This is a genomic window from Paenarthrobacter sp. Z7-10, from assembly GCF_026932795.1.
GTDB lineage: Bacteria > Actinomycetota > Actinomycetes > Actinomycetales > Micrococcaceae > Arthrobacter_M.
Genome location: NZ_JADPVH010000038.1, coordinates 1 through 25,650 on the forward strand (window position 1 = coordinate 1; position 25,650 = coordinate 25,650).

At 62.6% G+C, this 25,650-nt stretch carries 27 protein-coding genes and 1 other RNA gene; 4 read left to right on the plus strand and 24 right to left on the minus strand.

Annotated elements, in window-relative coordinates:
* Positions 1-194: NlpC/P60 family protein (locus IV498_RS12205; RefSeq protein WP_269046970.1), on the plus strand; the 194-nt coding region annotated here is incomplete at its 5' end.
* 360 nt (positions 195-554) lie between these two features.
* On the opposite strand, the gene IV498_RS12210 is transcribed toward IV498_RS12205, so the two are convergent.
* The 8 genes from IV498_RS12210 to IV498_RS19095 form a co-directional block, all read right to left on the minus strand.
* Positions 555-935: a sortase domain-containing protein gene (locus IV498_RS12210; protein ID WP_269046972.1), complete on the minus strand. Its 381-nt coding sequence runs from the start codon at positions 933-935 to the stop codon at positions 555-557.
* Positions 936-992: 57 nt separating this feature from the next.
* Entirely contained in the window at positions 993-1,496 is a 504-nt protein-coding gene (locus IV498_RS12215) for a DUF3105 domain-containing protein (RefSeq protein WP_269046973.1), read from the minus strand.
* Positions 1,493-2,416, minus strand: coding sequence for a prolipoprotein diacylglyceryl transferase (lgt, locus tag IV498_RS12220; RefSeq protein WP_269046974.1), 924 nt, complete (start codon positions 2,414-2,416; stop codon positions 1,493-1,495). The genes IV498_RS12215 and lgt overlap by 4 nt, the downstream gene beginning before the upstream one ends.
* A 12-nt stretch (positions 2,417-2,428) precedes the next feature.
* Positions 2,429-4,042 carry a multicopper oxidase family protein gene (locus IV498_RS12225; RefSeq protein WP_269046976.1) on the minus strand — a complete coding sequence of 538 codons (1,614 nt, stop codon included), beginning with the start codon at positions 4,040-4,042 and terminating at the stop codon, positions 2,429-2,431.
* Positions 4,043-4,097: 55 nt separating this feature from the next.
* A complete protein-coding gene (locus IV498_RS12230; RefSeq protein WP_269046978.1) occupies positions 4,098-4,847 on the minus strand; it encodes a cytochrome c biogenesis CcdA family protein in 750 nt (249 codons plus the stop codon).
* Positions 4,848-4,852: 5 nt separating this feature from the next.
* A complete protein-coding gene (locus IV498_RS12235) occupies positions 4,853-5,725 on the minus strand; it encodes a F510_1955 family glycosylhydrolase (RefSeq protein ID WP_269046980.1) in 873 nt (290 codons plus the stop codon).
* Between the two features lie 85 nt (positions 5,726-5,810).
* Positions 5,811-6,479, minus strand: a complete 669-nt coding sequence (locus IV498_RS12240) for a DUF305 domain-containing protein (RefSeq protein ID WP_269046982.1) — start codon at positions 6,477-6,479, stop codon at positions 5,811-5,813.
* A gap of 103 nt (positions 6,480-6,582) precedes the next feature.
* Positions 6,583-7,095, minus strand: a complete 513-nt coding sequence (locus IV498_RS19095) for a DUF6153 family protein (RefSeq protein WP_442951347.1) — start codon at positions 7,093-7,095, stop codon at positions 6,583-6,585.
* A 216-nt stretch (positions 7,096-7,311) separates the two neighbouring features.
* Between IV498_RS19095 and IV498_RS12245 the strand changes: the two genes are divergently transcribed.
* Both IV498_RS12245 and IV498_RS12250 read left to right on the plus strand, forming a co-directional pair.
* On the plus strand, positions 7,312-8,100 hold the full coding sequence (locus IV498_RS12245) for an MBL fold metallo-hydrolase (RefSeq protein WP_269046984.1): 789 nt from the start codon (positions 7,312-7,314) through the stop codon (positions 8,098-8,100).
* A 213-nt stretch (positions 8,101-8,313) separates the two neighbouring features.
* Positions 8,314-9,786: a mannitol dehydrogenase family protein gene (locus IV498_RS12250; protein ID WP_269046986.1), complete on the plus strand. Its 1,473-nt coding sequence runs from the start codon at positions 8,314-8,316 to the stop codon at positions 9,784-9,786.
* Between the two features lie 95 nt (positions 9,787-9,881).
* Here the strand turns inward: IV498_RS12250 and IV498_RS12255 are convergent, their stop codons facing one another.
* From IV498_RS12255 to ftsE, 8 genes are all read right to left on the minus strand, one after another.
* Positions 9,882-11,078 (minus strand): low temperature requirement protein A, encoded by a 1,197-nt coding sequence (locus IV498_RS12255; RefSeq protein WP_269046988.1) that lies wholly within the window; start codon positions 11,076-11,078, stop codon positions 9,882-9,884.
* Positions 11,079-11,387: 309 nt separating this feature from the next.
* Positions 11,388-11,754: a transfer-messenger RNA gene (ssrA, locus tag IV498_RS12260) on the minus strand.
* Between the two features lie 159 nt (positions 11,755-11,913).
* Positions 11,914-13,329, minus strand: coding sequence for a glycoside hydrolase family 3 N-terminal domain-containing protein (locus IV498_RS12265; protein WP_269046989.1), 1,416 nt, complete (start codon positions 13,327-13,329; stop codon positions 11,914-11,916).
* A gap of 45 nt (positions 13,330-13,374) precedes the next feature.
* Positions 13,375-14,253, minus strand: coding sequence for a cytochrome c oxidase assembly protein (locus IV498_RS12270; RefSeq protein ID WP_269046991.1), 879 nt, complete (start codon positions 14,251-14,253; stop codon positions 13,375-13,377).
* The gene (gene smpB / locus IV498_RS12275; protein WP_269046993.1) at positions 14,254-14,724 is read right to left on the minus strand and encodes an SsrA-binding protein SmpB; all 471 of its coding nucleotides are present in this window, start codon (positions 14,722-14,724) and stop codon (positions 14,254-14,256) included.
* 143 nt (positions 14,725-14,867) lie between these two features.
* Entirely contained in the window at positions 14,868-16,262 is a 1,395-nt protein-coding gene (locus IV498_RS12280) for a peptidoglycan DD-metalloendopeptidase family protein (RefSeq protein WP_442951348.1), read from the minus strand.
* Between the two features lie 4 nt (positions 16,263-16,266).
* Positions 16,267-17,190, minus strand: a complete 924-nt coding sequence (gene ftsX / locus IV498_RS12285; protein ID WP_269046995.1) for a permease-like cell division protein FtsX — start codon at positions 17,188-17,190, stop codon at positions 16,267-16,269.
* Positions 17,187-17,933, minus strand: coding sequence for a cell division ATP-binding protein FtsE (gene ftsE, locus IV498_RS12290; protein ID WP_269047027.1), 747 nt, complete (start codon positions 17,931-17,933; stop codon positions 17,187-17,189). Before ftsE ends, ftsX begins: the two co-directional genes overlap by 4 nt.
* Before the next feature lie 277 nt (positions 17,934-18,210).
* Here ftsE and IV498_RS12295 point away from each other — a divergent pair, with 277 nt between their 5' ends.
* A complete protein-coding gene (locus IV498_RS12295; RefSeq protein WP_269046996.1) occupies positions 18,211-19,308 on the plus strand; it encodes a carboxylate-amine ligase in 1,098 nt (365 codons plus the stop codon).
* Between the two features lie 112 nt (positions 19,309-19,420).
* Here the strand turns inward: IV498_RS12295 and prfB are convergent, their stop codons facing one another.
* The 8 genes from prfB to IV498_RS12335 all read right to left on the minus strand — a co-directional run bounded on the left by prfB (position 19,421) and on the right by IV498_RS12335 (position 25,522).
* Positions 19,421-20,548 (minus strand): peptide chain release factor 2, encoded by a 1,128-nt coding sequence (prfB, locus tag IV498_RS12300; protein WP_269046997.1) that lies wholly within the window; start codon positions 20,546-20,548, stop codon positions 19,421-19,423.
* A gap of 109 nt (positions 20,549-20,657) precedes the next feature.
* Positions 20,658-21,281: a pilus assembly protein TadG-related protein gene (locus tag IV498_RS12305; RefSeq protein ID WP_330059560.1), complete on the minus strand. Its 624-nt coding sequence runs from the start codon at positions 21,279-21,281 to the stop codon at positions 20,658-20,660.
* Positions 21,278-21,727, minus strand: a complete 450-nt coding sequence (locus IV498_RS12310; RefSeq protein WP_269046999.1) for a hypothetical protein — start codon at positions 21,725-21,727, stop codon at positions 21,278-21,280. The genes IV498_RS12305 and IV498_RS12310 overlap by 4 nt, the downstream gene beginning before the upstream one ends.
* Before the next feature lie 58 nt (positions 21,728-21,785).
* Positions 21,786-22,184: a TadE/TadG family type IV pilus assembly protein gene (locus tag IV498_RS12315; protein ID WP_269047001.1), complete on the minus strand. Its 399-nt coding sequence runs from the start codon at positions 22,182-22,184 to the stop codon at positions 21,786-21,788.
* Positions 22,181-22,459, minus strand: coding sequence for a hypothetical protein (locus tag IV498_RS12320; RefSeq protein ID WP_269047031.1), 279 nt, complete (start codon positions 22,457-22,459; stop codon positions 22,181-22,183). Before IV498_RS12320 ends, IV498_RS12315 begins: the two co-directional genes overlap by 4 nt.
* Positions 22,460-22,506: 47 nt before the next feature.
* On the minus strand, positions 22,507-23,448 hold the full coding sequence (locus IV498_RS12325) for a type II secretion system F family protein (protein WP_269047003.1): 942 nt from the start codon (positions 23,446-23,448) through the stop codon (positions 22,507-22,509).
* A complete protein-coding gene (locus tag IV498_RS12330; protein WP_269047005.1) occupies positions 23,445-24,299 on the minus strand; it encodes a type II secretion system F family protein in 855 nt (284 codons plus the stop codon). Before IV498_RS12330 ends, IV498_RS12325 begins: the two co-directional genes overlap by 4 nt.
* A complete protein-coding gene (locus IV498_RS12335) occupies positions 24,299-25,522 on the minus strand; it encodes a CpaF family protein (protein WP_269047006.1) in 1,224 nt (407 codons plus the stop codon). The genes IV498_RS12330 and IV498_RS12335 overlap by 1 nt, the downstream gene beginning before the upstream one ends.
* Between the last annotated feature and the right edge of the window lie 128 nt (positions 25,523-25,650).

A 25,650-nucleotide genomic window follows, 5' to 3' on the forward strand; every position in this document is an offset into this window, starting at 1 on the left:
GATTCGCTGCTCCGGTAACGAATCCTCAGCCGGGCGACTTCATTTACTACGCAGACGGAGGCATGGGCTTTTCGCATAACGCCATCTACATCGGGGGCGGCATGGCTATCCACAGCGGTTGGAACGGCAGCCAGACAATCGTTTTCAGTGTCAACATCGGATCGGGACCGTCGTACTACAGGGTCATCGGCTAAGAACCGGCCAACAACTCAACAGCACGGGGCAAAGTGCCCGACCAGGCCTCCGGTCGGGCACTTTTCTTCCCACCCGGTTCTCTTCGCGGCGGCCGCGGCTGTGGTCCTTGTGCTGATCTTCGCCGCCTCCGGACGGGCAGCCACGCAGAAGGCGACTCGTTCCTCGGCGTGCTGCTGACCGCCTGACCATTTTTGGCGGGCTGGTGGCTGGCTTGACACTCGTTTCAGGAAACAGTCGCTCTAGGAACGGCCCCGATGAACACAGTGGACCGTGCTGACCGGGATACCCCAAGACCCGAAAACGCTGTATGTAAAAGCGAAATCTCATCTTTTCCTGATCGACGCCGGGAGTGGAGCGGGTTAGGCGCGGTGGCTGCTGATGAGGTGCGCATAGACAACGGTGTTGTCGTCGTAAAGGTTGGTGGCGGGGTTGTACCCGCCGCAGGTGATCAACCGGATCTCGGGCCGGTTGGTGTTGCCGTACACATCCAGGGTCGGAAAGGTGGCTTTCTTGAAATCAGCGAGCCTGTCCACCTGGAAAACGGCCACGCTACGATCGGCACGGGTGACGGAAAACGTCTGGCCCGGCTTCAGTTCGCGCAACCGGTAAAAAATTCCGACGTTGCTGGTCGTGGAGTTCACATGACCCAAAATCACGGACGGTCCCAACGCACCGGGCGTAGGCGAATACTTATACCACCCTGCCGGAGATCCGGCCTCACCCGGAGGAACAGCGGCCATACCATCGGAGGCCTTCCCAACTCCAACAACGACGAATGCACCCCGATCACCGGGATATCAACACTGACCGGCTTGGACTCCGGTAGCACCGGACCCAGCGCCGCCGGCTTCGGCACCGCCGACGGCGATACGGACGCCTTCGGCGTCGGGACCGTCGTTGTCGGGGCCGTCGTTGCTGGAGCGCTCGTGTTCCAGCGAGTGAACGGCGCGTTGCTCATCGACGGACTTGACGTAGACACCGCAGTTCGTCCACGAACTTGAGTGATCACCACCGACGCCCGGGTGCTGTGGGTAGGTGACCGGCGTATCGACATGCTGACGGGTAAGTTTGCTGAATGTCCGGACGCCGGCGATAGGTTTTTTGGCCGCCTCCGCTAGTGCGTTGTTCTGTTGGATTCCGCCGACGACGACGATCGTGACGGCGGTGATGATCGCCGCCAGCAGCAGGGCGAACCCACCGTAAATCAGGACGTTGCGCTTGCGCCGCTTGGCCCGGTGACCGGCGTAGACGGCGTCGATGATGACCTGCCGTTCCGTGCTGCGTTGTTTGGCCTTGCTCATTCGCTGTCTCCTTTTTCCGCTGCACTGTTTCCTGCCGGGACGCTTTGCCCGCTTTCCCCGGCGTCACCCTCCACGACAGCCGAGCGAGGCCTGCCCCGGAGCAAGACGAAGGCAATCACTCCGCCTAGGAAGATCAGTCCCGAAACCCAGGTGTTCACCCGCAGCCCCAGGATGGTGTTGGCATAGTCGGAACGGAGCAGTTCGAAGTTGAACCTGCCCGCCGTATAGATCACGACATAGAGAGCGAAGACGGAGCCCGCGCCGAGCCGGAATTTGCGGTCCAGGAACATCAGCAGGGCCGCGCCCGCGAGGGACCACAATGACTCATAAAGAAAGGTTGGCTGAAAGTACCCCAAAACCAAGGGGGCACCGGCCGCATCGGTGATGGCATGGCCGGAGGCGAAGTCCATCCGATGGATCTGCAGTTTCCACGGCAGAGTGGTCGGGTCGCCGTAGAGTTCGTTGTTGAACCAGTTGCCCCACCGGCCCAGCCCCTGGGCGATCAGCAGGCCGGGGGCGGCTGAGTCGATCAGGGTGGTGAAGGGAACATTGTGCCGACGGCAGCCAATGTACGCCCCGAGCAGTCCCAGTGCCACGGCACCCCAGATCCCCAGTCCCCCGTCCCAGATCTTGAGTGCGTTCCAGGGATTCTTACCCGGCAGGAAGTAGAGTTCCGGATCCGTCACAACGTGGTACAGACGTCCACCGATGATGCCGAAGGGCACCGCCCAGACGGTAATGTCAAGTATCACACCCGGCCTGCCCCCACGGGCAGTGAGGCGGCGCCCTGCCAGCCAGGTGGCAAAGATGATGCCCGCCAGGATGCACAAAGCGTAAAACCGGATCGTCAGTGGCCCCAGCGCGAACGCGTCGACGGTCGGTGAGGGGAAAAAGAGGTCAGATGCTGCCGCAGGATTCATGATGGACCTGTCTTAGGTGGTGTAGGAGAAGACGCCCATCATGCCGCGCTCGGCATGATAGGCATTGTGGCAGTGGGTGAGCCATTGTCCCGGGTTATCGGCATCAAAGCGGACGGTGACGCTCTGCTTGGGCCTAACGATGACCGTGTCCTTACGTGCACCGGACTCGCCGACCTGGAAAGTGTGCCCGTGGATGTGCATCGGATGCCACATGTCCGTGTCGTTAATGAACTTCACCTCCACACGCTCGCCGATCTTAACCTCAAAGGCGTTGGCAAAGGGTGTGGTCATGTCGAAGCGGTGCCCGTTGATGCCCCAGTCGTACATGCCCATCCCGCCGGTCAGGTGCAGTGCATGGACCCGGTCCGGTGTTTTGGACGGCAAGACCACGGCGGGATCGGCGGTGAGCTGACCGCTGTCGACGACTGTCCCCTCCAGCCTGGCCGGCAGCCCCGCCATGGCCGGCGCTGTTCCGGTCCCCGTGGAAACTAGCCCGTAGGAGCGTTGACCCTTGCCTTCGGCAAGCGCCAGCACCGGAGTGTAACCGTCCCGTACGGTCAGGAGAGCATCGATGCGTTCCCCCATACCCAGCACGACGGCGTCAACCTCCTTATGCACGACAGGGAACCCATCGGTGTGGGTGAGGGTGATTTTTTGGCCCGGGACCCCAACACGATAGGCGGTATCCCCCGCGGCGTTGATGATGCGTAGCCGGACACGCTCCCCCGGCTTCGCGTCAAACGTTTCCGGCCGCTCTGGTGTCTTGCCGTTGAAGAGGTGCACCGGATACTTCACGTCCCCGGCATCCCCGCCCAGGAAATCACTGCGCGCACCCATCAGCATGTATCCGCCGGACATCCCGCCCGCGGACGGGGAGGCTGAGGACATTGGAGCCCCGGAGCCCATGTCCATCCCGGACATCGACGCCATAGCCGAAGACGGCGGGCTGCTACTTTGTCCCATACCTGACATTCCAGCCATTCCAGTCATTCCCCTGGACAGTCCCTTCAGGACGTCCCCCGGTGTTCCATCAAGGCCGTCAATCCAGTCATCGAGCACGATGACCCAGTCCTTGTCATAGCTGAGGGGTTCATTCGGGTCCTCGATGATCAGGGCACCGTAGAGGGCACGCTCGCGCTGCATCTCCACATGCGAGTGGTACCAGTAGGTTCCAGGATGCGGCAGTTTGAAGCTGTAATTGTAGGAGGCCCCGGCGGCTATCGCCTGCTGCGTAACGTTGGGAACGCCGTCGTCGTTGTTGCGCAGCGCAAGCCCATGCCAATGGATACTGGTGCCATCCTTGAGCCCATTAACCACCGTGGCATCAAGCTGGTCACCGACCTTGCCCCGAATGACCGGGGCGGCGAGCGAGCCGTTGTATCCCCACGTGGTGATGGACTTCCCCGCCAAGGTCGTGGTGAAGGCGCCGGGAGACAGCTTCTGGCGGACCGTGGCGCCAGTGGAGGCACGCCGGGATTCGTACCGCGCGATCGACGGGTCGCCGGGCATGATCCTATTGGTTTTCCGGGCGGCCGGGGCGTTCGGTGCGCAGGCGGCCAGTGCGGCGGCAGCGGTGGCCGCCACGGAGAGGCCGAAGAAACTGCGCCGGTTCAGTTGGTTGTTCATGTTCCGATTCCTTGGATGTAAGTCAAACGGTGGGTGGGTCTCGGCTGGCGGGCAGTCACACCGGGGTGAGGTACGTACCGGAGAGGTTCTGGAGCTGATAGATCCATTGCATCCAGACTCCCGTGACCATCAGCAGCCCCAGAACGATCAGCATCGAGGCGCCGGCAATGTTGACCACCCGGATGTGCCGTCGGATGACGCTCAGCACCCGGGATACCCAGTTCAGGCCCAGGGCAACCAGGGTGAACGGGATACCCAGGCCCAGGCAATAGATGAACGCCAACAGGGCGCCACGCCAGGCGTTGCCGGAGGTGACGCTCAGAGCCAACACCGCGCTCAAAGTCGGCCCCATACACGGCGTCCAGCCCAGACCAAAGACGACTCCCAGGACCGGGGCGCCCGCCAGGCCGGTCCGACGGGTCAGGTTCAGCTTTCTGGTTTGCTGCAGCCAGGAAAACTTTCCCAGCAACACCAATCCCATGACAATGACAACACCTCCGAGCACCCGCATCAGTGGATCCTGCCAGCGCACCAACCATGCCCCGATAGCGCCAAACGCCGCACCATATACGGTGAAAACAGCGCCGAAGCCCAGGATGAACAGCCCCACACCGACCAGCACCCGGCGCCGGTTCCGCGGCTGGCCCGGATCCGTCAGCCCGGAGACGTAGCCCAGGTACCCGGGAACCAGCGGCAAGATACAGGGGGAGAGAAAGGACACCACACCGGCGATCAACGCCAACGGGATGGCGATAACGAGCGCTCCGGAGGTGACCGTAGTGGCGAAGAAGTGACCGATATTCATCGGTTTTAGGAGGCTATCGCCGGGTGGAAGGTGGCTCCGCCGTCGGTGGAGACTTGAACCCCGGTATCAGTCGCGGCCCAGATCCACGGTTTTCCCGGGGATCCTTCGATAGCCGCGATCGCCTCCACCTGCCCCGGCACCTGACCTGTTGCGGTCCACGTCCGCCCGGCATCGCTGGACGTATACACCGCCCCGGCCGGAGAGACCCCGGCAACCTCCGCGGCCGTGGCGAAAGCAGCGAACTGGATCACCGGAGCCGCGGCATTAAGCTGCCAGGTCTTCCCACCATCTGGGGACCGTTGCACACCCTGCTCTGTGGTGGCAAGCACATCCGGTGACCCCGGGCTAGCGGCCAGCACGGCGGGGGCGAAGGACGTCGTCGTCGTACTCCATTTTTTGCCGTCCGTACTGGTACGAAGTGCGCCGTCAAAACCGATAAGTCCTCCACGGCTGTAGGTCAGCGCATGGAAGTCGGATTCGCCCTGGCGGCTCACCGGCTGCCAGCTCACCCCGCCATCAATGGACTTGATAAGCCCCACGGGATTCGAAAGGGCGGATCCTGTGCCGGGGTGCCCCGAGGCGTAGAAGACCTTGGGATCTGAGGTAGGTGTAAAGCCCATCAAATCGATGGTCGGGCCGATCTTGACGGCAGGTTTCCGCGTCACATCGTAGAGACCTTCATGGGTGGCCAACAGGACGCGCCCGGACATGGCCTCCACACTGATGCCGTGGACGTGAGCGGCAGGAGGCGCCATCGATTCAACCGAAACTGCGGCCGAGGACCCGGCAGAACAGGCCGACAGCAGCAGTGCAAGAGTGGCCACGCCTGCGGCGAAGATACGCTGGTCGACGATTTTGGGTGTCGCTTTATTGAACATGAGATCTTTCCAGGGTTTGAATGGCACAATGACGGTGTTCCGGACTGCAGGATTCCACAGCCCGGAATCTGCTGCCGGATGACGCCTAAAGGGCAGCCAGCAGGTCCTTCATATCCTTGAGCTCTGCTTCCTGGGAGGTGACGATGCTCTTGGCCAAGGCAATGGCGTTGGCACTCTTGCCGTAGCTGGCCTCTTTCTTCGCCATGGTCACCGCGCTCTCATGATGGACCATCATCTGGGACAAAAACAGCTTCGATGCCTCCGCGCCTTGCGCAGAACCGAGCTTGTTCATGTCCTCCCCGCTCATCATGCCGCTCATGCTTCCCCCGCTTCCCATCGCCGACGGTTCACTCCAGCCGTTCAGCCAGCCGGTCATCGTAGCGATTTCCGGGGTCTGCTCGGCCTTGATTTTTTTGGCCAGAGCCGTCACCCGAGGATCGATGTTGGACTTGCCCAGAATCGTGTTGCTCATCTCCACCGCCTGCTGATGGTGGGGAATCATCATCTGCAGGAACATCGTGTCCGCCGCGCTATGGTCCGCACCAGCCGCCGGAACCGATGCAGGGACATTTGATGAGGCAGCCTCGGATGAAACTTCACGCGTGGCGCTGGAGCCGGCAGACGTGCCATGGTCCATGCCCGGCATGCTGCCACCGGCGGAGCTATTCCCAGCGGAACTGTTCCCGGCGGAGCAACCCGCCAAGGAAATCGCTGCGGCCATTGCGGCAGCGGAAATGATCAGGATTTTCTTCATTGACGCAGTCCTTCATAAGAATCATGTATTAGATCAAAAGCCGCCGCGCCCATAAAACGCGCACGCCCAGAATGCCCGGAGACTTCACGGACGGGGCATGGATTTACGTGCGGCTGATCGAAAGCTGATTCAATGAAGGACTGTCAGGGAAGTGAGAGTAATAATTCGGCCCGCCAGCCGAGTGGTGCATCGGTCCCAGAACGGACACGACGCCGGTATCCGGGGCAGGCGCAAAAGGTATCGAACTACTGGGATAGGGGATACATGCGTCGCTCATGTCCATGGAACTGGGGCAGCCCAACAGGCATCCCCCAGCTCCAGCACCGCCCGATGCCACCCTTTCGATTGGGGTCCGACCCATTTTCGCTGCGCTGCCATGAGCTCTGTTGGGATGAACCCCAGATTCATTCATGGCCGCCGACGAAGTCGGCGTGATGGTAGTCATCGGCATAGCGGGCGGCTGAGAACCCGCAGCTGCCTGCTGTATAGGTGTCGATGGACCGGCTGACAAGGCATGCATTCCAACAAGGCCAGCAACAACGGCCAGGACAACGACCACCAAACTCGCTCCCCGGAGCAGGAGCCGAACAGCACGGCGCAAAGAGGTGCTGCTCATGGAATCCTCCTGCTCGCTGCCGCTAATGCCTGCCGCCGTTAGTGCGTCACGTCATCCGAGTTTCCCTACTTGAGTAGGGACGCTACCAATAGATTCTACAGTTGATGACCAGCACTCCTTTGCCGACGCTGGCAAAGCCAGCATCTCAAACAACAAATTGACACCTCCACATCGGAGAGTTCTGTTGATGGCCGTTGAAGTGCGAGAATCAGCGGTATGACGACCGCCGCGTTGACTTGGCTGAATGACGACACCGTCCAGCTCCGACAACCGAAGACATCTCATTGGGAAGCGCCGTTCCTGTTCCTGCTGTTCGGTAGTGAGCGGGCGCTCCTGCTTGACACCGGTGCGACGACCGACGAAGCCGTCTTCCCGCTGCGTGCCACGATCGATGCGCTGATGGAAGAATGGCTGGACCGGCACCCACTGATCCGGGGCTCGAACTACGGACTCGTCGTTGCGCACACGCACTCCCACGGCGACCATATCGCCGGTGACGCTTTGCTGCTTGATCGTCCGGCAACTGTCCTGGTTGGAACTACTACAACTGAAGTGATCGAGTTCTTTGGCTTCGAGGCGTGGCCGACGGCGGTGTCGACATTCGACCTCGGGGGGCGGATCCTGGATCTGATCGGCGCACCGGGCCACGAGCCCTCGGCGCTGGTTTTCTTCGACCGGGCGGCAGGCATACTGTTCACCGGTGACAGCGTCGCCCCCTGCCGGCTCTACGTCCGCGATCGTCCCGCGTTTATGGCGACCATCGACCGGTTGATCCGGTTCCGGGACGCGTCACCGACGGCCGTCCGCGCGTTGCTTGGCGCGCACGTTGAAATGTCGAACAAACCCGGCGTGGACTACCCGGCAGGCACGATCGACCAGCCCGATGAGGCGCCACTCGCCCTTGACCCCGGCGTGCTTGACGAGGTTCGGGGTACCCTCGCCGAAGCCGGCGACGACCCCAAAATCGTGGTCCGTGACCGTTTCATCCTCTGGAACCTGATCTGAGCAGCGGCTGGGGATTTGCCTCACAAACCACCACTCCTGAGCAGAAGTCCCCGGAAAATCAATCATCCGCCCAGGAAAGCCCTCAAACTAACCCGTCCGAGCGGCTAAAGTGTTGACAAAGTCAGCACCCCCGGACAATGGGCGCAGGAGTCGGCCCTACAGGTCCACATCAACGCAACGACGACCGACTCAATCTTGGAAAGGTGAGCCCGGATGCACCTGCTCAACAGCACCACGCTCAGTGACCTACCCGTTTCACTGCTCAAGCCTTCCTACGACCGTTCAGCCCTGAGTACCGGAATCGTCCACTTTGGTGTTGGCGGCTTCCACCGTGCACATCAAGCCATGTATCTGGATCAGCTGATGAACACTGGCCAGGCCTTGGACTGGGCTATCTGTGGCGTCGGCGTCCTCCCTGCCGATGCACGGATGAAGCAGGTAATGGACCGCCAGGACTGCCTCTACACGTTGATGGTGAAGAACCCCGACGGAACCCGGCAGGCTCGCGTCATCGGATCGATCATCGAGTACCTCTTTGCCCCGGCGGATCCCAACGCCGTCATTGAAAAGATGGCCTCCGCGTCCGTCCGCATTGTTTCGCTGACCGTGACGGAGGGCGGGTACAACTTCCACCACGTCAGCGGAGACTTCGACGCTGGCAATCCCGACGTCGTCCACGACCTCCTGCCAGGATCCGAGCCTCGAACCACCTTCGGTCTCATCACTGAGGCGCTGTCCCGAAGGAGGAAGCGGGGTCTGGAGCTCTTCACCGTTATGTCCTGCGACAACATCCAGGGCAACGGCGACGTCGCCCGGAAAATGTTCACCGCCTACGCTCGCCTCAAGGACCCCGAGCTCGGGTCATGGATAGCCGCAAACGTCTCCTTTCCGAACAGTATGGTCGACAGGATCACTCCCGTGACGACGGATGAGGACCGTCGTACCATTGCGGACGAGTACGGAGTAGAGGACGCCTGGCCGGTGGTCTGCGAACCGTTCGCGCAATGGGTTTTGGAGGACCGATTCAGCGCTGGCCGTCCACTCTTCGAGGATGCGGGCGTCCGGCTCGTTGATGACGTGGAACCCTACGAGCTCATGAAACTGCGCTTGCTCAACGCAAGCCACCAGGCACTGTGTTACTTCGGCTACCTGGCAGGTTACCGATACGCGCACGAAGCCTGTCAGGACCCGTTGTTCGCCCGCTTCCTCCTCGATTACATGGACAAGGAAGGCAGCCCAACCCTGCAACCCGTTCCCGGAATCGACCTCGACAGGTACAAGCGCACACTGATTGAACGGTTTTCCAACTCATACATCCGAGATACCCTGGCTCGGCTATGCGCCGAAAGTTCGGACCGGATTCCAAAATGGTTGATTCCGGTCATCCGGATTAACCTGGACAACCATGCTGAGATCCGCCGCTCAGCCGCCGTCGTCGCCAGTTGGGCCCGCTACGCCGAAGGACTAGACGAAGACGGCAACCATATAGAGGTGGTGGACCGGCTGAAGCCAACCCTGATGGCCGCCGCTAAGAAACAGCATCAGGAGCCGCTGGCCTTCATCGCCAACCGTGAAATCTTTGGCGATCTCATCGACAGCGAACGCTTCGTGAAAGCTTACACGGACGCCCTAACGAGCCTCCATGAGCGCGGTGCAAAGGAAACCATCCGAACACTCCTTCGCTGAGGCCCACCGAACGCACGCCCAACCTGCTCTACGCTGGCTTGCACAGGCGGCAGCTGAGGGAGTCGAACGCCACTGGCCGACGAAGTGGAAGCCCTTTACGGGCCGTGGGCCTTGCGCCGTCGCCTCTGGATCTCCACATACGTGGTGACAAGGACCAGGAGAACTACGGCGAGCACCAGGCTGACCGCGCCGGAAACCAAGGCACTCACCGGTATGAGCACAACGGCACCCACCACGGTCGACACCGCCCACGGCAGCACGGTGCGGGCCGGCTGACCGTAACGAAGCGAGACTATCGCGGTGCATGCATAGAACAAGGCGAGGCCGCCGCCGAGCGAAGTTCCTGAACCCAGCGGCAGAGGATTGAAAGGTCGCGGAATGGCAGTCGCGATCGCCCCAGCGATGACTGTTAGGCCGACTACCAGCAGAAACGGGCAGAACAGCGTGGTCTGGAGCATCCCTGCAAAGTCCGACCGCGCGTGCAGCCGCTCAAGCCCCGCGCTCAGGGTGGCGGTGCCATATTGAAAGAATGCCCAGCCCAGGAGAGCGACGATGAGAAAACCCAGCGCGCCGGCCAAACCTGCGCCCGGGGCCCAATCGTCCGACACTTCGGAGACGATCGTAAAAACGGATTCACCGAGGACAATGATGACGAAAAGACCCAACCGCTCGGAAGCATGCTCAATGTTGATGTCGCCGATGCCCCGGTCGGCCCACAACCGCCCGCCAAGCAGCACCATGCCTACCTCGACGACTATCGACGTCGCCCATAGGACTACTGCGACATGGAGCGGCGCGAACGCGGCGACCAACCAGAGGACAGCCGTTCCGCCGTTATAGATCCAGATTCGCCACGGCGTATCGTCGGAATGTCCGCGGTGTTGATACAGCCACAGAACCAGCAGGACGACCCGCATGGCAGCGTTGGCCAACGAAAAAGCCCACGCCCGTTCGCCGAAGGCGCCCGGCGCGGCGGCGGCCATAATGCTTGCGGCGCCCATGGCAGCGAGCATAGCCAGGCCCAACGCACGGGACGATAGACCCGGAAGTAGATTGACGACAGAAGCGAGGTTCACCCAAGCCCACCAGGCCGGGAAGAACAGCAGAACGAATGTACCGAACTCGGCCCACCCAGGGTCGCCGTGTATCCCATGGGCGAGCTGCCCCACAAAAGCCACAAACACGAGGTCGAAGAACAGTTCCATCCAATGAACCCGGCGCGGATTCCGCGCGGCCTCGTGGGTCCATTCGCCCGAGGCTAACGAGTTGTTAACCGGCGGATCATTTTCCATTGCCCAATGCTAGTCGGCATCTTGAGAAGTAATCGTCTCAAGACCTCCGCTCCGGCTTTCGTCTGCAGCTGGTGGCGGTCGCCGCGAGCGAACGAGGAACCGGGCTTGGGAACATTCCTGCTCGACCGTGCGGAGGACGAGGCCCACGGAGCGGGGGGACTCAGGCCGCCCAAAGCGATACTGGGTCAAAGTGAGGGCCACGCCGGTCAGGCCGGTCAGGAAGTTGAGACAGAAGAGCCAGCAAGAACCAAAGTGATGAGAAAGTCCTCAGGCCAGAGACCCAAAAGGGTCTCCGGCCAAAGGACAGATCTGTGGAGATGGGGGGAATTGAACCCCCGTCCGATGTCGTGTTGTCAGGTCTTCTCCGGGCGCAGTTTGCGTCGGTTTTTCTCAGCCCCAGCTATCGTGCAAACAAGTAGCTGCCAGGCTCAGTCATATAAGTGTCCCCTAAGCCCCTATGACGAAGGCTTAGAGCAGTGGCCCTCTAAATGACGCCAGGATCCGGGGCGAGAGCAAACCCGGGCTGACGGACTGTCTTACTGCTTAGGCAGCGAGAGCGAAGTCAGTGCGCGATGTTTTGGCACTTATTGTTTTACAGAGATCGTTTACGAGATAACCCTGTATCCTCGGCCCGCTTCACCTGTCGCGACAAACATCGTCGAAACCAATCATCCCCATATTTAGTTGTCAACACCGCACCAAACTCCGCGGTACAGCAAGTCTAACGCAACCAAGCAGCCGTGTATTCCCGGGCCGGCCGACGAGATTGTCGTCCAGGCTCGCCGCGCCGCCGGATGGCACATCTTTCATCGCTTCGAAGCGTGGGGGTAGTCGTTCAGCGTCCAAGAAGGTGACGTTCCGCTTTAACTTCCAGCACTTTCAGTGCCGCCGCATCGACGGCAGCAGCGAATGTCGAGTCACTCTCTGCACGCCGCGTTATACCCTTATGCAGCGCCGGCACCATGGCCGCGTCCGCGCACAGAGCCATGGTTCCACCGGCGGCGATAAAGTCGGCACCACGCTTTTCCACCGCGTATGGCGAGAGCTGAACCGCGCTGCAGAGGTCATCGGAGATGATGATGCCCGTAAACCCAAGGTCCTTGCGGAGCATGTCTTTCAACACCACGGACGAAAACGGCGCAATGTGGTGCGCGTCGATGGCTGGGTAGAGCGCACTGGAGACCATCATCCAGCGCGAGCCCGCGGTGACGGCGGCAAGGAACGGGGCTATGTAGGGGTCGTTGCGGATGGTCTGGTTGTCTGTCACGCCAGTGCTGATGTCGGTATTGGCGCTCACCCGGCCCAGACCCGGGAAGTGTTTGGGAACGGCCGCCACGCCCGCATCCGCCATTCCCTTAAGGAAGGCGATTCCATGGCTGGCCACCGACTCCGGAGTGAAGCCATATTCGCGGAAATAGTGGCCGATCGGGGCATTGCCTGTGGCCACGGCGTCGCTGGGCACCGTATCCAGGATCGGTGCGAGATTGACGTTAATACCTGCACCGGCGAGCTGACTGCCCCAGGTTTTGGCATTGCTGCGCAGGATGGCAGGATCGAGGCCGCCTTGGTCCAAGGCGATGGGGATGGCGGAGAAGCCCGGCCCGTTGAGCACCTGCACGAACCCGCCCTCCTGGTCGGTCGCGACGAACTGCCGCACGCCGGCCGTGCTGACAGCGTTGACTTGCGCCTTGAGCTGGGCCACGACGGCGGCCGCGGCAACCGATCCGGCGTAGGTTCGTCCCTTTAGGTAGACATTGCCCACGTGATAGGTGCTTATGTCAATCGGCGTATTGGCGTCGATACCTTCGACGGGTGCCCCAATCATCAGCAGCTGTCCAACTTTTTGCGCCAGCGTCATCCGAGCCAGCGTCCGCGCGGCTTTGGACGCAGCGGGGGTGACGACGGGCGACGGCGGCACGCCGGTTGCGGACGCGGAGGCGCTGGCAGACGGCTGTGGCTGCGCGGTGGCTGGTCCGGACGATGATGGTCCGGACGAAGGCACGGCGCTGGCGGGCGCACCGCCTGCCGGCGCTCCCGCAGCGGACGGTGACCCTGCTGGCCCATTGCCGGTGGCGGACGTACATCCTGTCAAAACGAGCAGGACGGAAACTGCACCCGCGGTTGCTGCGACGCTGAGTCGGCCACGCGCGATGCCGCCGTCTGCCGCCATAGTCGACTGCCGCCGTCGGCCGTGCCCTGTGCCGCACCCATATTCGTCACCGTATGTACGGCGGTAAGCGCGCCAAGTCATGGATCGGTCCTCCCTGTTCCCGAGGTCGTCGAACACCGGGCCATTTCAGTAGCGTCCCAGATGCGCGGCGTTCAGCGCATCCATTTGTTCGTCAGTCATCTCATCCAGCACGTCACGCTCGCCGCGATCGGTCCGCGAAAAACGGACAAACAGCAGAATGAGAATGGGCAGGTCCGCCGCCTCGCAGATAAACCAGAGCCAGTCCCCCGCGAGCTGCTGATCGAGCAGTGGGCTGGGGAACCATGGCGCATGGGGCCCAGATAAGATGCCGGCCCCGTCCAGGACCGAGCCATTGAGCCGAAGCGCCATGCCGGGAATGGCGTCGGCCAGCAGCTCGATAAAGGCGAAAACAAATTCGAGCAGCAAAAGTGAGGTAGTGGTCCGCCGCCCGGACTCGGTCAAGGGCAGAATCAGCAGCAGGCCCAGCAGTGGTACGCCGACGGTGAGGAGGCCTTCGATCACCGGGGTAAGTCTGGCGACGCCAGCCAGCGGGGTGAGCAATGCGGAAAACAGCAGCAGGCCCACCAAGGGTGCCACCACGGCGTTGGAGAAGAACCTCATCGGCCAGCGGCCAACGGAGGCAAGCCGCCGCCGCACGCTGGTGGAGTGCGTGGCCGCCCGCAGCAGCGATAAGGGTTTGCCCAGCGACAACAGAATCGGGACGATGAACAGGAGCATGGCCAGCCGGATTGAAAAGGCCCAGCGCAGCTGACCCGCAGAGCTTCCGAGGAAGCCGAAAGAGACGAAGCCGAAAAAGCCCAGACCAAGCAGAGAGAAGCAGACGATCCGCCAGCGCGGCCAGCTGACGCCCGCCCGGCCGGCGCGGACAACTCCAACCCCAAAGAGGGTGCCCGCTGCCAGAATCACGCCCGCGGCCCACGGATCGAACGTCCAGCTGCCGAAAAACACATCCACTGGCGGCATCTAGGGCCTGTTCTTCTCCCGCATTGCCCGCAGCGCCTCCCGGTTGTCCTGTTTCTCGCGCAGGGTTTGCCGCTTGTCGTAGTCCTTCTTTCCCTTGGCCACGGCGATTTCCACCTTGGCCCGGCCGTCGAGGAAGTACAGCTGCAGCGGCACAATAGTGAAGCCGGATTCACGGGTTTTGTGGGCGATTTTTTCCAGTTCCTCGCGGTGCAGCAGCAGCTTGCGCCGGCGGCGCGCCGAATGATTGGTCCAGCTGCCATTGAGGTATTCCGGAATGTAGACGGCTTCGAGCCACAATTCGTTGTCGTAAAAGGTGGCGAAACCGTCCACCAGCGAGGCACGGCCTTCCCGGAGCGACTTCACTTCGGTGCCCATCAGAGCCAATCCGGCCTCGTATGTATCCATCACGTGGTAGTCGTGCCGGGCCTTCCGGTTGGTGGCCACTACCTTCAGGCCACTTTCTTTGGGCACGGATACACTCCTTGGATGTTGGGCAGTCTGGATCTTAGCCAGCTGGAAAAGTCACATTCCGGACGCCGGTCGGCGGACTACCAGTGTACGCCAGAGTTCTTAGGGGTGGTCCCGCGGCCCGACCGGCCTCGGGTCCAGGGCAGTCAGCTCCCCAGAACGGTCATCGGGTCCACTGGCTTGCCGTTGAGCCACGTTTCGAAGTGTGCATGGCAGCCGGTGGAATTGCCCGTGTTGCCGGTATAGGCGATGAGGTCGCCCGTGTTGACGTGCTGGCCCTGGCTGACCATCACTTTGGAATTGTGGTAGTAGACGGTCATGAGGGCATTGCCTTGGACCACGCCGTGGCTGATCCAGACGGAGAACCCTCCACCCAGATTCGTCCAGCCCGCAAGGGTTACGGTTCCGGCCGCCGGTGCGTAGACCGGCGTTCCACAGGCGGCACCAAAGTCGATGCCGCTGTGCAGGTACGATCCAGAGCCGTTAAAATCTATGGTTCCTGGTGGTGTCTGCCGCAAGCCAAAGCCGGAGGTGATCGCAATACCCGCTGCAAACGGGTGCCGGAGGCCGAACGCGGACGGGCTGCCGGCAGGCGGCGAAATATAGTTGTGGTTTCCCAAAGCCGCTGCGGCCGCACGGGCAGCCGCAGCCGCCGCCTCGCGTTCCTTGCGCTGGCGCTCCGCGATTTGGTTGGCAATGTTTTCCTGCTGCGCTTTCACCGCCGCCATCTTGGCCTGGATCTGCGGTTTCTTTGCCGTTAGTTCGGCATCGAGGGCAGCGGCATCGGCGATTAACTTGTCCACAGCGGCTTTTTTGGCCGCAGCCTCATCCCGGGCGGCCTGCTCGCCGGCCAGCGCGGCATCCGCCTGACCCTTCAGATCCTTGATCTCCGCTTCCACTGCCTCCAGCCGGGCTTGCACATTGACGTTGGTGGCCTGCTGCTGGGATAACTTATCCAACGCCGCATTCTGACTGCGCAGGGCTTGGTCCGCCATGTTCATAGTGTTGGCCAGACTCCCCGAGGAACTGCTGCCCAGAATCAGGCTCAGGTTGGACGGAACTCCGCCGGATTTATATGACTGGGCGGCAATCTGACCAATGACCTTCTTGGTGTCAGCCAGTTTTCGGGCATCCGCGCCAATCTGGGCGGTGATCTCATCTTTATTCTGCTGGGCCAGATCGACGCGTGCGGCCAGCCCATCCACCTCGGCAGTGGCCGTTGTCACGCGGGCCTGCGCATCGGAGAGCGACTGCTGGGCTCCGGGAAGCCGCCCACGGTACAGGGTGAGGTTTGCCGCGGCCTTGGCCAGGGAGGCATCGACGAACTCAAGCGAGGACTCTACGTCGTCGGCCTGTGCCTGCAATGCCTTGGCACGATCGTCGAGATTATCCGCGTGCGCGGGGACGCTGGCCAGCAGCCCCGCCAGCAGGACCGCCACAATGGAAGCGCTGAGGACACGTCGGCGACTCTTTATGACGGCGGCGCGGCCGTGCCAGGAGGGACGAATGGTTTCCCCGCTGCGGGACGCTTCGCTGGACACGGACCTATACCTTCAGGTATTTCCGCAGGGTGAGCAGCGACGACAGACCAGCCAACAGAATACCCAGAACGATCAGCGCCGGAGCCAGGATCAGCACCTGGCTGGCCGAAATGAACGCCGTATCCTTGTACTGCTCGGCCAGGTAGCCCTGGATGAAGAATCTCGCCACGAGCCAGATCGTTCCGGAGGCCAGGACGGCGCCGATGACCGCCGCTATCACGCCTTCGAGCACAAAAGGCAGCTGGATCACCGCCTTCGAGGCTCCGACCAGGCGCATGATGCCGGTTTCGCGCCGTCGGCTGAAGGCGGAGAGCCGGATGGTGGTGGCGATCAGCAGGATGGCGCAGATGAGCATCAGGGCCGCAATGCCGACCGCCACCAGTGACGCGGCGTTCATTACCGAGAACAGCCGTTCCAACAGCTGACGCTGATCGATGACGGTCTCCACCCCGGGGGTGGCGGAAAAAGTCTCATTGATGATCTGGTATTTTTCCGGATTTACCATATTTACCCGGAACGACGCGGGCAGCTGGTCCGCCGTCACCGAATCCACAATGGGCGAGTTCGCGAACTGTTCCTTGAAATGTTTGAGTGCATCGGGCTGCGACTCGAAAGTCCAGCTGGTCACGTACTGCTTGACCGCCGGGGAATCCAGCAGGGACTCGATGTTTTTCTTCTGCTCGTCGGTGGCCGGCCCGGCCGCGCAGGTGGGCGAGGTGGGCGAGGTGGACGAATCAACGCAGAGGAAGACGGCGACCTGGACCTTGTCGTACCAGAAGCCCTTCATCTGGGTGATCTGCATCTGCAGCATCCCGGCCGCCCCTACGAAGGTCAGCGAGACAAAGGTGACAAGAATGACGGAGACAACCATGGAAAGGTTCCGGCGAAGGCCTCCGCCGATTTCGCCGAGAATGAAGGCCAGTCTCATGCTCCGGCCTCCCGGGTGGCGCCATGGCCCGGTTCGGTCTTCGCCTGCACCACCGGCAGCATCGAGGTGTACAGCGCCTTGGCCTCGTCCCGGACGATAACGCCGTTATTCAGTTCCACCACGCGTTTGCGCATTTCGTTGACGATGTCGTCGTCGTGCGTGGCCATCACGACGGTGGTGCCATTGCGGTGGATCTTGTCCAAAACCTTCATGATGCCCATCGACGTGGTGGGATCCAGGTTTCCAGTGGGCTCATCCGCCAGCAGGATGCCGGGTTTATTGACCACAGCGCGGGCTATTGCCACGCGCTGTTGCTCGCCGCCGGAGAGCTCGTGCGGCATCCGGTTTTCCTTGCCCTCCAGCCCAACCGTTTTCAGGACCTCCGGGACTGTCTCGCGGATAATGCCACGACTCCTGCCGATCACCTGCATGGCGAACGCGACATTGGCGAATACTGTCTTGTTTGGCAGCAGGCGGAAGTCTTGGAAGACCACGCCGATGCCACGGCGCATTTTGGGAACCCGCCAACTGGAAATATGTGCCACATTCCGGCCCGCAACGTAAACGGAGCCGTGCGTTGCACGGTCCTCCTTGAGGACGAGCCGCAAAAATGTGGACTTGCCCGAGCCCGAGGCCCCTACCAGAAACGTGAACTCGCCCCGGTCGATCTCCAGCGAAATCGAGTCCAGGGCGGGCCGGGTCTTCTGATCGTAGACCTTTGTGACATTATCGAAACGAATCATGACGGTAGTAAATCCAGCCACTCTGCACCCAGCCAGCGAAAGGGACTGACAGGCCGGTGCATGGGCGTTTGCTTGGGGGAAGAATCCACCGGCTCCTTGACTCTAGACACTCTACTGGCTCATTGACCGGCAGTTGCCGCGGTGTGTCGTGACAGGTTTGCGCGCCGGCCTGCGGGGGTCGGCCCACCGCTCCTGCGGGCTTAGCCCAAGGGTGCGCGCCAGGGCGCCGTGCGGACCTCCGTTATGCTCGGGTGAACGCCAAGAGCAAGGAGTATTCGTGCGAACGTTTGGCATCGAGGAAGAGTACCTGCTCCTTGACCCGTCCACGGCAATGCCCCGGTTCATCAGCGACGAAGTCAGCGCATTCCTCACCAGTTCGCGCAACGTTGCGGTGGACGATGTCCAGTCCGAGCTGCTCACCTGCCAGTTGGAAACATCAACGCCGCCGTGCCATACAGCCGCCGAAGCCCTGCAGTCCCTGCGGGCTTTCCGTGCTGAGCTGGCGAAGGCGGCGCTGAAAGCCCGGGCCCGCGCCGCCGGAATCGGAACGGCTCCGCGGATGGAGACGGCCTTGCCCGAGGTTACCGACAAGCGGCGTTATCACCAGCTCCGGGACAGCGCCCCGGGGATCGTGGCCGACCAGTATGTCAACGGTCTGCACGTGCATGTCGGCATTGAGGACAAAGACAGCGGTGTCCAGGCCCTGAACCGGATTCGTCCCTGGCTGCCGGTCATCGTGGCACTGAGCGCAAACTCCCCCTTCTGGCAGGACCGCGACAGCGGGTTCGAAAGCTGGCGCACCATCTCCTACCGCCGCTGGCCCATCCAGGGTGTGCCTCCGCTGTTCAAGGATGCGGCGGATTACGAGGCCCGGGTGCAGGGACTGGTCAATACCGGCGTCATCATTGACCGCGGCGTGATCACCTGGGTGGCACGGCTGTCGGACAGCTATCCCACGCTGGAGGTACGTGCCGCGGATGCTCAGCTGGAGGCGCGGGACGCAGTGCTGCTGGCCGTAATGATCCGTGCGCTGGTGGACACTGCCAGCACCGATGCAACCGAGGGGCGGCCCTACTTTGCGCGCACGCCGGAAATTCTTGACGCCGCACTGTGGCAGGCCGCCCGCCATGGGCTGAATGGCGATCTGATGCATCCGCACCGCGGACAGCTGGCACCAGCCGGTGAGGTCCTGGACGCGTTCGTGGCATACCTTCGCCCGGCCCTGGAGCGGACCGGCGATGAAGAATTCGTACACTCCGGCCTGCAGCGGCTCAGCGACCAAGGCACCGGCTCCCAGCGTCAGCGCCGCGCCTTCGCATCCGGTGGCCTGCCTGCACTGCTGGACCTCTATCAGAATTCGCTCAGCGCAAACTAGGTAACAGCTGAGGCACTCAAAAGGGCTTTTGAGTGCATCAGCTGCCACCCAGTTCGGAAATAGGAAGCTGGGTTCTGAGGGGAGCTGGGTCGGTTGGTGAGGAGTTGGGGGGTTACTGAGGGCTGCCTGAAGCGGCGTTGCGGTTATCGGCCCGCCAGCGGATCCCTGCATCGATGAAGTCGTCAATCTCGCCGTCGAGCACCGCGGAGGTATTTCCCACTTCGTGTTCGGTGCGCAGATCTTTGACCATCTGATAGGGATTGAGCACGTAGGAGCGCATCTGGTCACCCCAAGAAGCCTTGACGTCCCCGGCCATGGCCTTCTTCTCCGCGTTCTCCTCCTGCTGTTTAAGCAGCAGCAGCCGCGACTGCAGCACGCGCAGTGCCGCGGCGCGGTTCTGCAGCTGCGACTTCTCATTCTGCATGGACACGACCGTCCCGGTGGGAATGTGCGTGAGCCGAACGGCGGAGTCGGTGGTGTTGACCGATTGCCCGCCCGGTCCGGAGGAACGAAAGACGTCCACCCGAATTTCGTTGTCCGGAATCTCGATGCTGTCCGTCTGCTCAATCAGTGGAATGACTTCCACTGCGGCGAAGGAGGTCTGCCGCCGGCCCTGATTGTCGAAGGGGCTGATGCGAACCAGCCGATGCGTTCCCGCCTCAACGCTGAGCGTACCAAAGGCATAGGGTGCCTTGACCTCGAAGGTAGCCGATTTCAGGCCGGCCTCCTCGGCGTAGGAGGTGTCCAGAATGGCGGTCGGATAGCCGTGCCGCTCCGCCCACCGCAGGTACATCCGCATCAGCATCTGGGCGAAGTCCGCCGCGTCCACTCCACCGGCGCCGGAGCGGATGCTGACCACGGCTTCGCGCTCGTCATACTGACCGGAGAGCAGCGTGACCACCTCCAGCTCCTGCAGCGCCTTCTGCAGCGAGGTCAGTTCGCGGCCGGCTTCGGCCAATGAATCCTCGTCCCCCTCGTCCTTGGACAATTCCACCAGAACCTCAAGGTCGTCAATGCGTGCGGCGAGGCCCTGCAGCTTCTGCAGTTTGGATTGCGCATGCGAGAGCCTGGAGGTGATTTTTTGCCCGGCCGACGGGTCGTCCCACAAATTCGGCGCACCGGCCTGATCGCTCAGATCCTCGATCTCCTCTTTGAGCGCGTCCACTTCGGACACCCGCTCAATGGAAACATAGGTGGCGCGCAGCGCGCGGATTTCTGCGGAAAAATCTATCTCAGCCATAGTGTTCCAGCCTACGGCATCGACGGCGGCGTCCGGGATCGTGCGGTGGCACTGCTACCGCGCGCGCTGCTGGTCTGCGGCCGCGGACCATGATCCCTGACCGCGCCCGTCAGCGTTTGAGCTGCGACCTTGCCGTGCTGGTCGCTGAGACCTCAATTCCTGCCGGAATGAGGAAATTAACCATCGCCGGATGTACGACGGCGGACAGCGTCACCTGGGCGGTCCGGCCATCCGGCGTTCCGGTTCCTGCGCCAACAGCGAGCCCGGAGAACAACGCATAAGTGCCATTGAGGTCCAAATACGAACGAACCACCGCGTTCACCGTGTCGCGGTTCAACGCCGCCACGGGCGCGCCGGTGGTGCCGCCAACCTGATTCAGCGCATAACTGTCCGCCGCCGCCACGGCTGCTCCGTCCGCGACAGAGAGCAATTTCTTCTGTTCCAGATACACCGAGGAAACTGCCGCAACGACTGTTACAAGCAGCAGCACCAGCAGCACATATCCGATGATCAGCACCATTACCTGACCCTCGTCGTTGTGCCATGCCGACGGCGGGGCAGGCTCGGCCAGCGGGGCAGGCTCGGCCAGCGGGGCAGGCTGGGCCAGCGGGGCAGGCTCGGCCAGCGGGGCAGGCTGGGCCAGCGGGGCAGGCTGGGCCAGCGGGGCAGGCTGGGCCAGCGGGGCAGGCTGGGCCAGCGGGGCAGGCTGGGCCAGCGACAGGAGTGCCGTCACCGAAATCGCCCCACCGTTGCGCTCGCGGCGGATCGGAGCTGGGCCACCCGAAGATTGACTCCCGGCAGGCTGGGTATCAGCGGCAGCTCAATGGCGATGGTGACGGTTGCCGTCACGGTGGACCCGGGTGCCAGGCAATCCGCCGGCCGGCAGGAAATTTTCAGCTGCGCATTGGCCGGCGCCAGGCCGGCGTCGGCCATGGCGAGCAGGACGGCTTGCTCAGCGGCTGCCCGCGCCGTGCCAGGATCCACTGCAATGACATACACCTTGGCTGCTTGGTCCGCCGCCCCGGCGGCGGTAAAAGCCCCACCTTGGAGCTGACCGAGCGTGAGAATGAAATACACCACCGGGATCATCAGCAGCACTGCCAGGAACACAAATTCAAGGACGGCGCTTCCTTCTTCCTCCGACCTCCCGGCACGGAAGCGGCCGCCCCAAAAACGCACGTTTTGATCCTCCGGTGTTGGAGCCCGTGCCGGCTCCCGACAGTTCTGCCTGTTCACCTCAGGGCTGCAGTGCGGCATGGCCGGATATCTCCATCGCAGCGGCCGGCCCCATCAGGCCCAGCACCGGAAGTGGCGACCGAACGCTGACCTTTAGCGTCCGGATGCCTTGGAACACTTCCTCGGTCACCCGCACGTTGCCGGCGTAATCCGGTCCCAAAGTGGCCATGAGCAACTGCTGGGTCCGGTCCTTCGCATCGGCGGGAGACCTGTCCGCCAACGCTCCGTACCGCGCGCCGGAGGCCGCAGCGTCGGTGACGGTATTGCGAATGTGAAGGACCAGAGCCAACTGAACGGTGGCCAGGAAGATCGTCGTCAGCAGGGCACTCACCAGCACAAAGTCCACCACGGCGGATCCGGATTCGTCCCTGGAAGCGCGGGTGAACGCGCGGCGGTTCATTTCCCCTGGGTGACCTGGCTGATCGCCTGATTGAACAGATCCTGGAGCGCGGGCCCGGCAATTGCCAACAGTCCGGCAACGAGCACCGCCGACATCAAGGTGATCATCACCCAGCCTGGCACATCACCTCGTTCAGGGCTCTCTGACCCCGCTGCCGACCATCGGCGCATTGGTCCGTGGCGCCGCCCTGCGAAGCGGGCCAACGATGCGCCCGGCAGCGCGAGCAGGATCAGGCCTGCCAGGAACGCCGGCGGAATGAGTTTGAGGTGCTTCATGAACGGTTCCTCCTGTTTGGTCGGCACACGGCCGAATGATGGGCATATCAGAATCCGAGCCGCAACAGCGCCAACCCGGGGAAAACGGCAAAAATAACTGTCAGGGGAAGGACGCCAAAGACCAGCGGAACCATCATGGCGATTTCCTTGCGGCCGGCGGATTCCATCAGCTCCCGCTTAGCCATGTCGCGCACATCCTGGGCCTGCGCCCGGAGCACCTCAGCCAGCGGGGTACCCCGCTGTACCGCCACGGAGATTCCGTCCACGAACCGCACCAGCGGAGCAAGCCGGGTCCGATGTGAGAATCCTGACAGCGCCTCCACCAGCGGCGTACCACTGCGGGTCTGCGCGAGCACCAGGGAAAATTCCTTGGACAGTTCTCCCCGGGACGATCGGCAGATCCGCTCCAAAGCTCCGGTCGCGCTCTCCCCCGCGCTGACCGCGAGCGCCATGAGTTCCGCCAGTGACGGGAACTCGGCGAGCATTTTCCGCTCCCGGCGCTTGATGCCAACGGACAGCAGATAATCCTTGGCAAGGAAGCCGCCCGGGGTCAGCAGGACCACCGCGAAAAGTGCCGACGGTAAACTGAACCGGCCCAGGGCCACCGCCAGCAGCGATCCGGCCACAGCCAGGGCCAGTCCCACCCCTGCCCAAAGGAGCTGGCTGGCCCGGAAATCGATGGCGCTGCGGTTCTGTCCGCTTTGCTGCAATCGCAGAGTCAGCGCCGATGTGCCCACGTTGAACCGCCCCAACCAGGTGCGGGAGTCCTGCAATACCAGCCGGAGGATCCGTTCCAGCGGCCCGAACAGAGTCGCTGCGCGCTCGGGTTCGCGCAACAGCCGCGATTGGGAAACCGCGGACCGAAGCTGCGGTTCAATCCGCTGGGCGAAGCTGGGCCGGCGCATAAAAGGCAACCGGACAAGCACCAGCCACAACCCCGCACCCAGCAGCACGCCAGCGCCCACCGCCATTCCGGTCAGGGGCATCATCGGATCACCCGCTCATCGGCGGGCAGCGCCCCGATGCGCAGCATCACCCGGTAACAGGCCAGGGACACCAGCAGTCCGCCGAGCAGGACCGCCCAGCCTGCCGCCGAGTTATAGGCTGAGATGGCCTCCGGCCGGGTGGCCAGCAGCATCAGGACCAGCCAGGGAGCGGCTACCGCCAGCCGTGCCGCGTTAACTGTCCACGATTGACGGGCCTCCAGCTCACTGCGGGTTCTGGCATTGTCGCGGAGGAATTCAGCCAGCGTTCCCAGCAGGCGGCCAAGATCCGATCCCCCGACCTCGCGCGTCAATCTAAGTGCCTCGACAATGCGGTCCGCCACCGGATCCGCGAGCCGTTCCTTCAGCGCGGCGAGCGCGGAGTCAAACTGACCGCTGGCCCGGTAATCCAAGCCGAAATCCGTGAAAAAGGTGCGCAGTTCCAGCGGTCCCTTTTCTCCTAATTGGCTCAGCGCTTCGGGGAGGGAAAGGCCTGCCCGAATGGCCGAGCGCAGGTGGTCAACGACATCGGGCCATAATTGCCGCAGCAGCGCGGTCCGCTGCCGCGCCCGGCGCTGCACCACCGCCAGCGGCAGCCAGCCGCCGAACAAGCCAAAGCACAGCGCGATGGGTAACGATCGGGTCAGCAGGTCGATAACCAATACCGTCAGCACACCCAGGCAGGCGCAACTGAAAATCAGGCCGCCGGAACTGACCTTTTCCACACCGGCGCGCAGCAGCAGCTCATGGATGCGGTCCACCCGGGGAGGTCTGACCGCATGAGCTGGGAGCTGCCAGCAGGACCACCAGATGAGAAAGAGCCCCAGCCCGCCCAGCAGTCCCGCCGCCGCTGCCATCAGCGGACCTCGAGCAGGGCTGCAACGTCATAGCCGGCTTTGGCGAATTTCTCCGGTGAAGGCATGGCGGCAGCCACCGCGGACAGGCAGCCGTCGGAGACGGCGAAGACCATGGCGGACTCAATGACGCCGTTTTCCACCCGCCTGCCCAGGGACAAAATTTCGGAGACCAGTCTGCGGCCGTTCGGCAGGCGGGTGCAATGCAGCACCAGGTCGATGCAGGACGCGACTGTGGGGACCACGAAGGCGGAGCTGATATTCGCACCGGCAAGCAGCGGCAGCGTGCACAACTTGGTGACCGCGTCGTGCGCGGAGTTGGCATGTATGCTGCACATGCCAGGCAAGCCGCTGTTCAGGGCTATCAGCATGTCCAGGCTCTCGGCTTCCCGCACCTCGCCCACAATCAGCCGGTCCGGACGCATCCGCAGGGCCTCCTTGACCAGGCGGCGGAGCGGGATTTCGCCCTCACCCTCCAGGTTCGGCTGGCGGCACTGCAGGCCGACGACGTCGCGCAGCGGCAGTGCGAGCTCAAAGATCTCCTCCACGGTGACTACCCGCTCGCGGGAGCCAATGCTGGAACCGAGGCAGTTCAGCATGGTGGTCTTGCCGGACTGGGTGGCACCGGAAACCAGGATGTTCAGGCCACTGCTGACCGCTGCCCCCAGGAACCGTGCGGCCTGTCCGGTAAGGCTTCCCAGCTCCACCAGATGTTCCAACCGGCTGGCCCGGACCGTGAATTTGCGGACATTGACTGCCCAATGGGTGCGCGTAATGTCGGGAATGACCACGTGGAGCCGCGAGCCATCGGGCAGTGCCGCGTCCACGAAGGGTGAGCTGACGTCCAGTCGCCGTCCGGAGCTCTTGAGCATCCGTTCCACCAGATCGCGCACCTGTGTGCCGGTTAAACTGAGGGTGGTCAGCTCCGATTCGCCGCCCCGGGCAACATAGATTTCCGAGGGTGAGTTGATCCATATTTCCTCGATGTCCCGATCATCCAGGAACGGCTGCAATACCCCGAACCCGGCGACGGCATCAAAGGCTGCCTTGCGTGCCGATTCAACCTGACCCAGCGGCGGAACGGCCCCCAGCAGGGACCGTTCATCGTAGTCATTGACCGCGGCTTCCACCAGCCGGCGCACCTCGGACACCTGCCGCAGTGGATCAAGGCCGCGACGCCGGATCAGTTCCCGGACCTCGTCCTCGACAATGCTGACTGCATCCATGAATCCCCCGGCGTTTGCCTGACGGACCGCAAGCCCGATCGGGCTCAGGATCTGAAGCCTAGGGCAGAACGCCCGGCGGGTCTATCGACGGTAATGATGCTGTGCACAACTGGCTTAGGAACTGGACT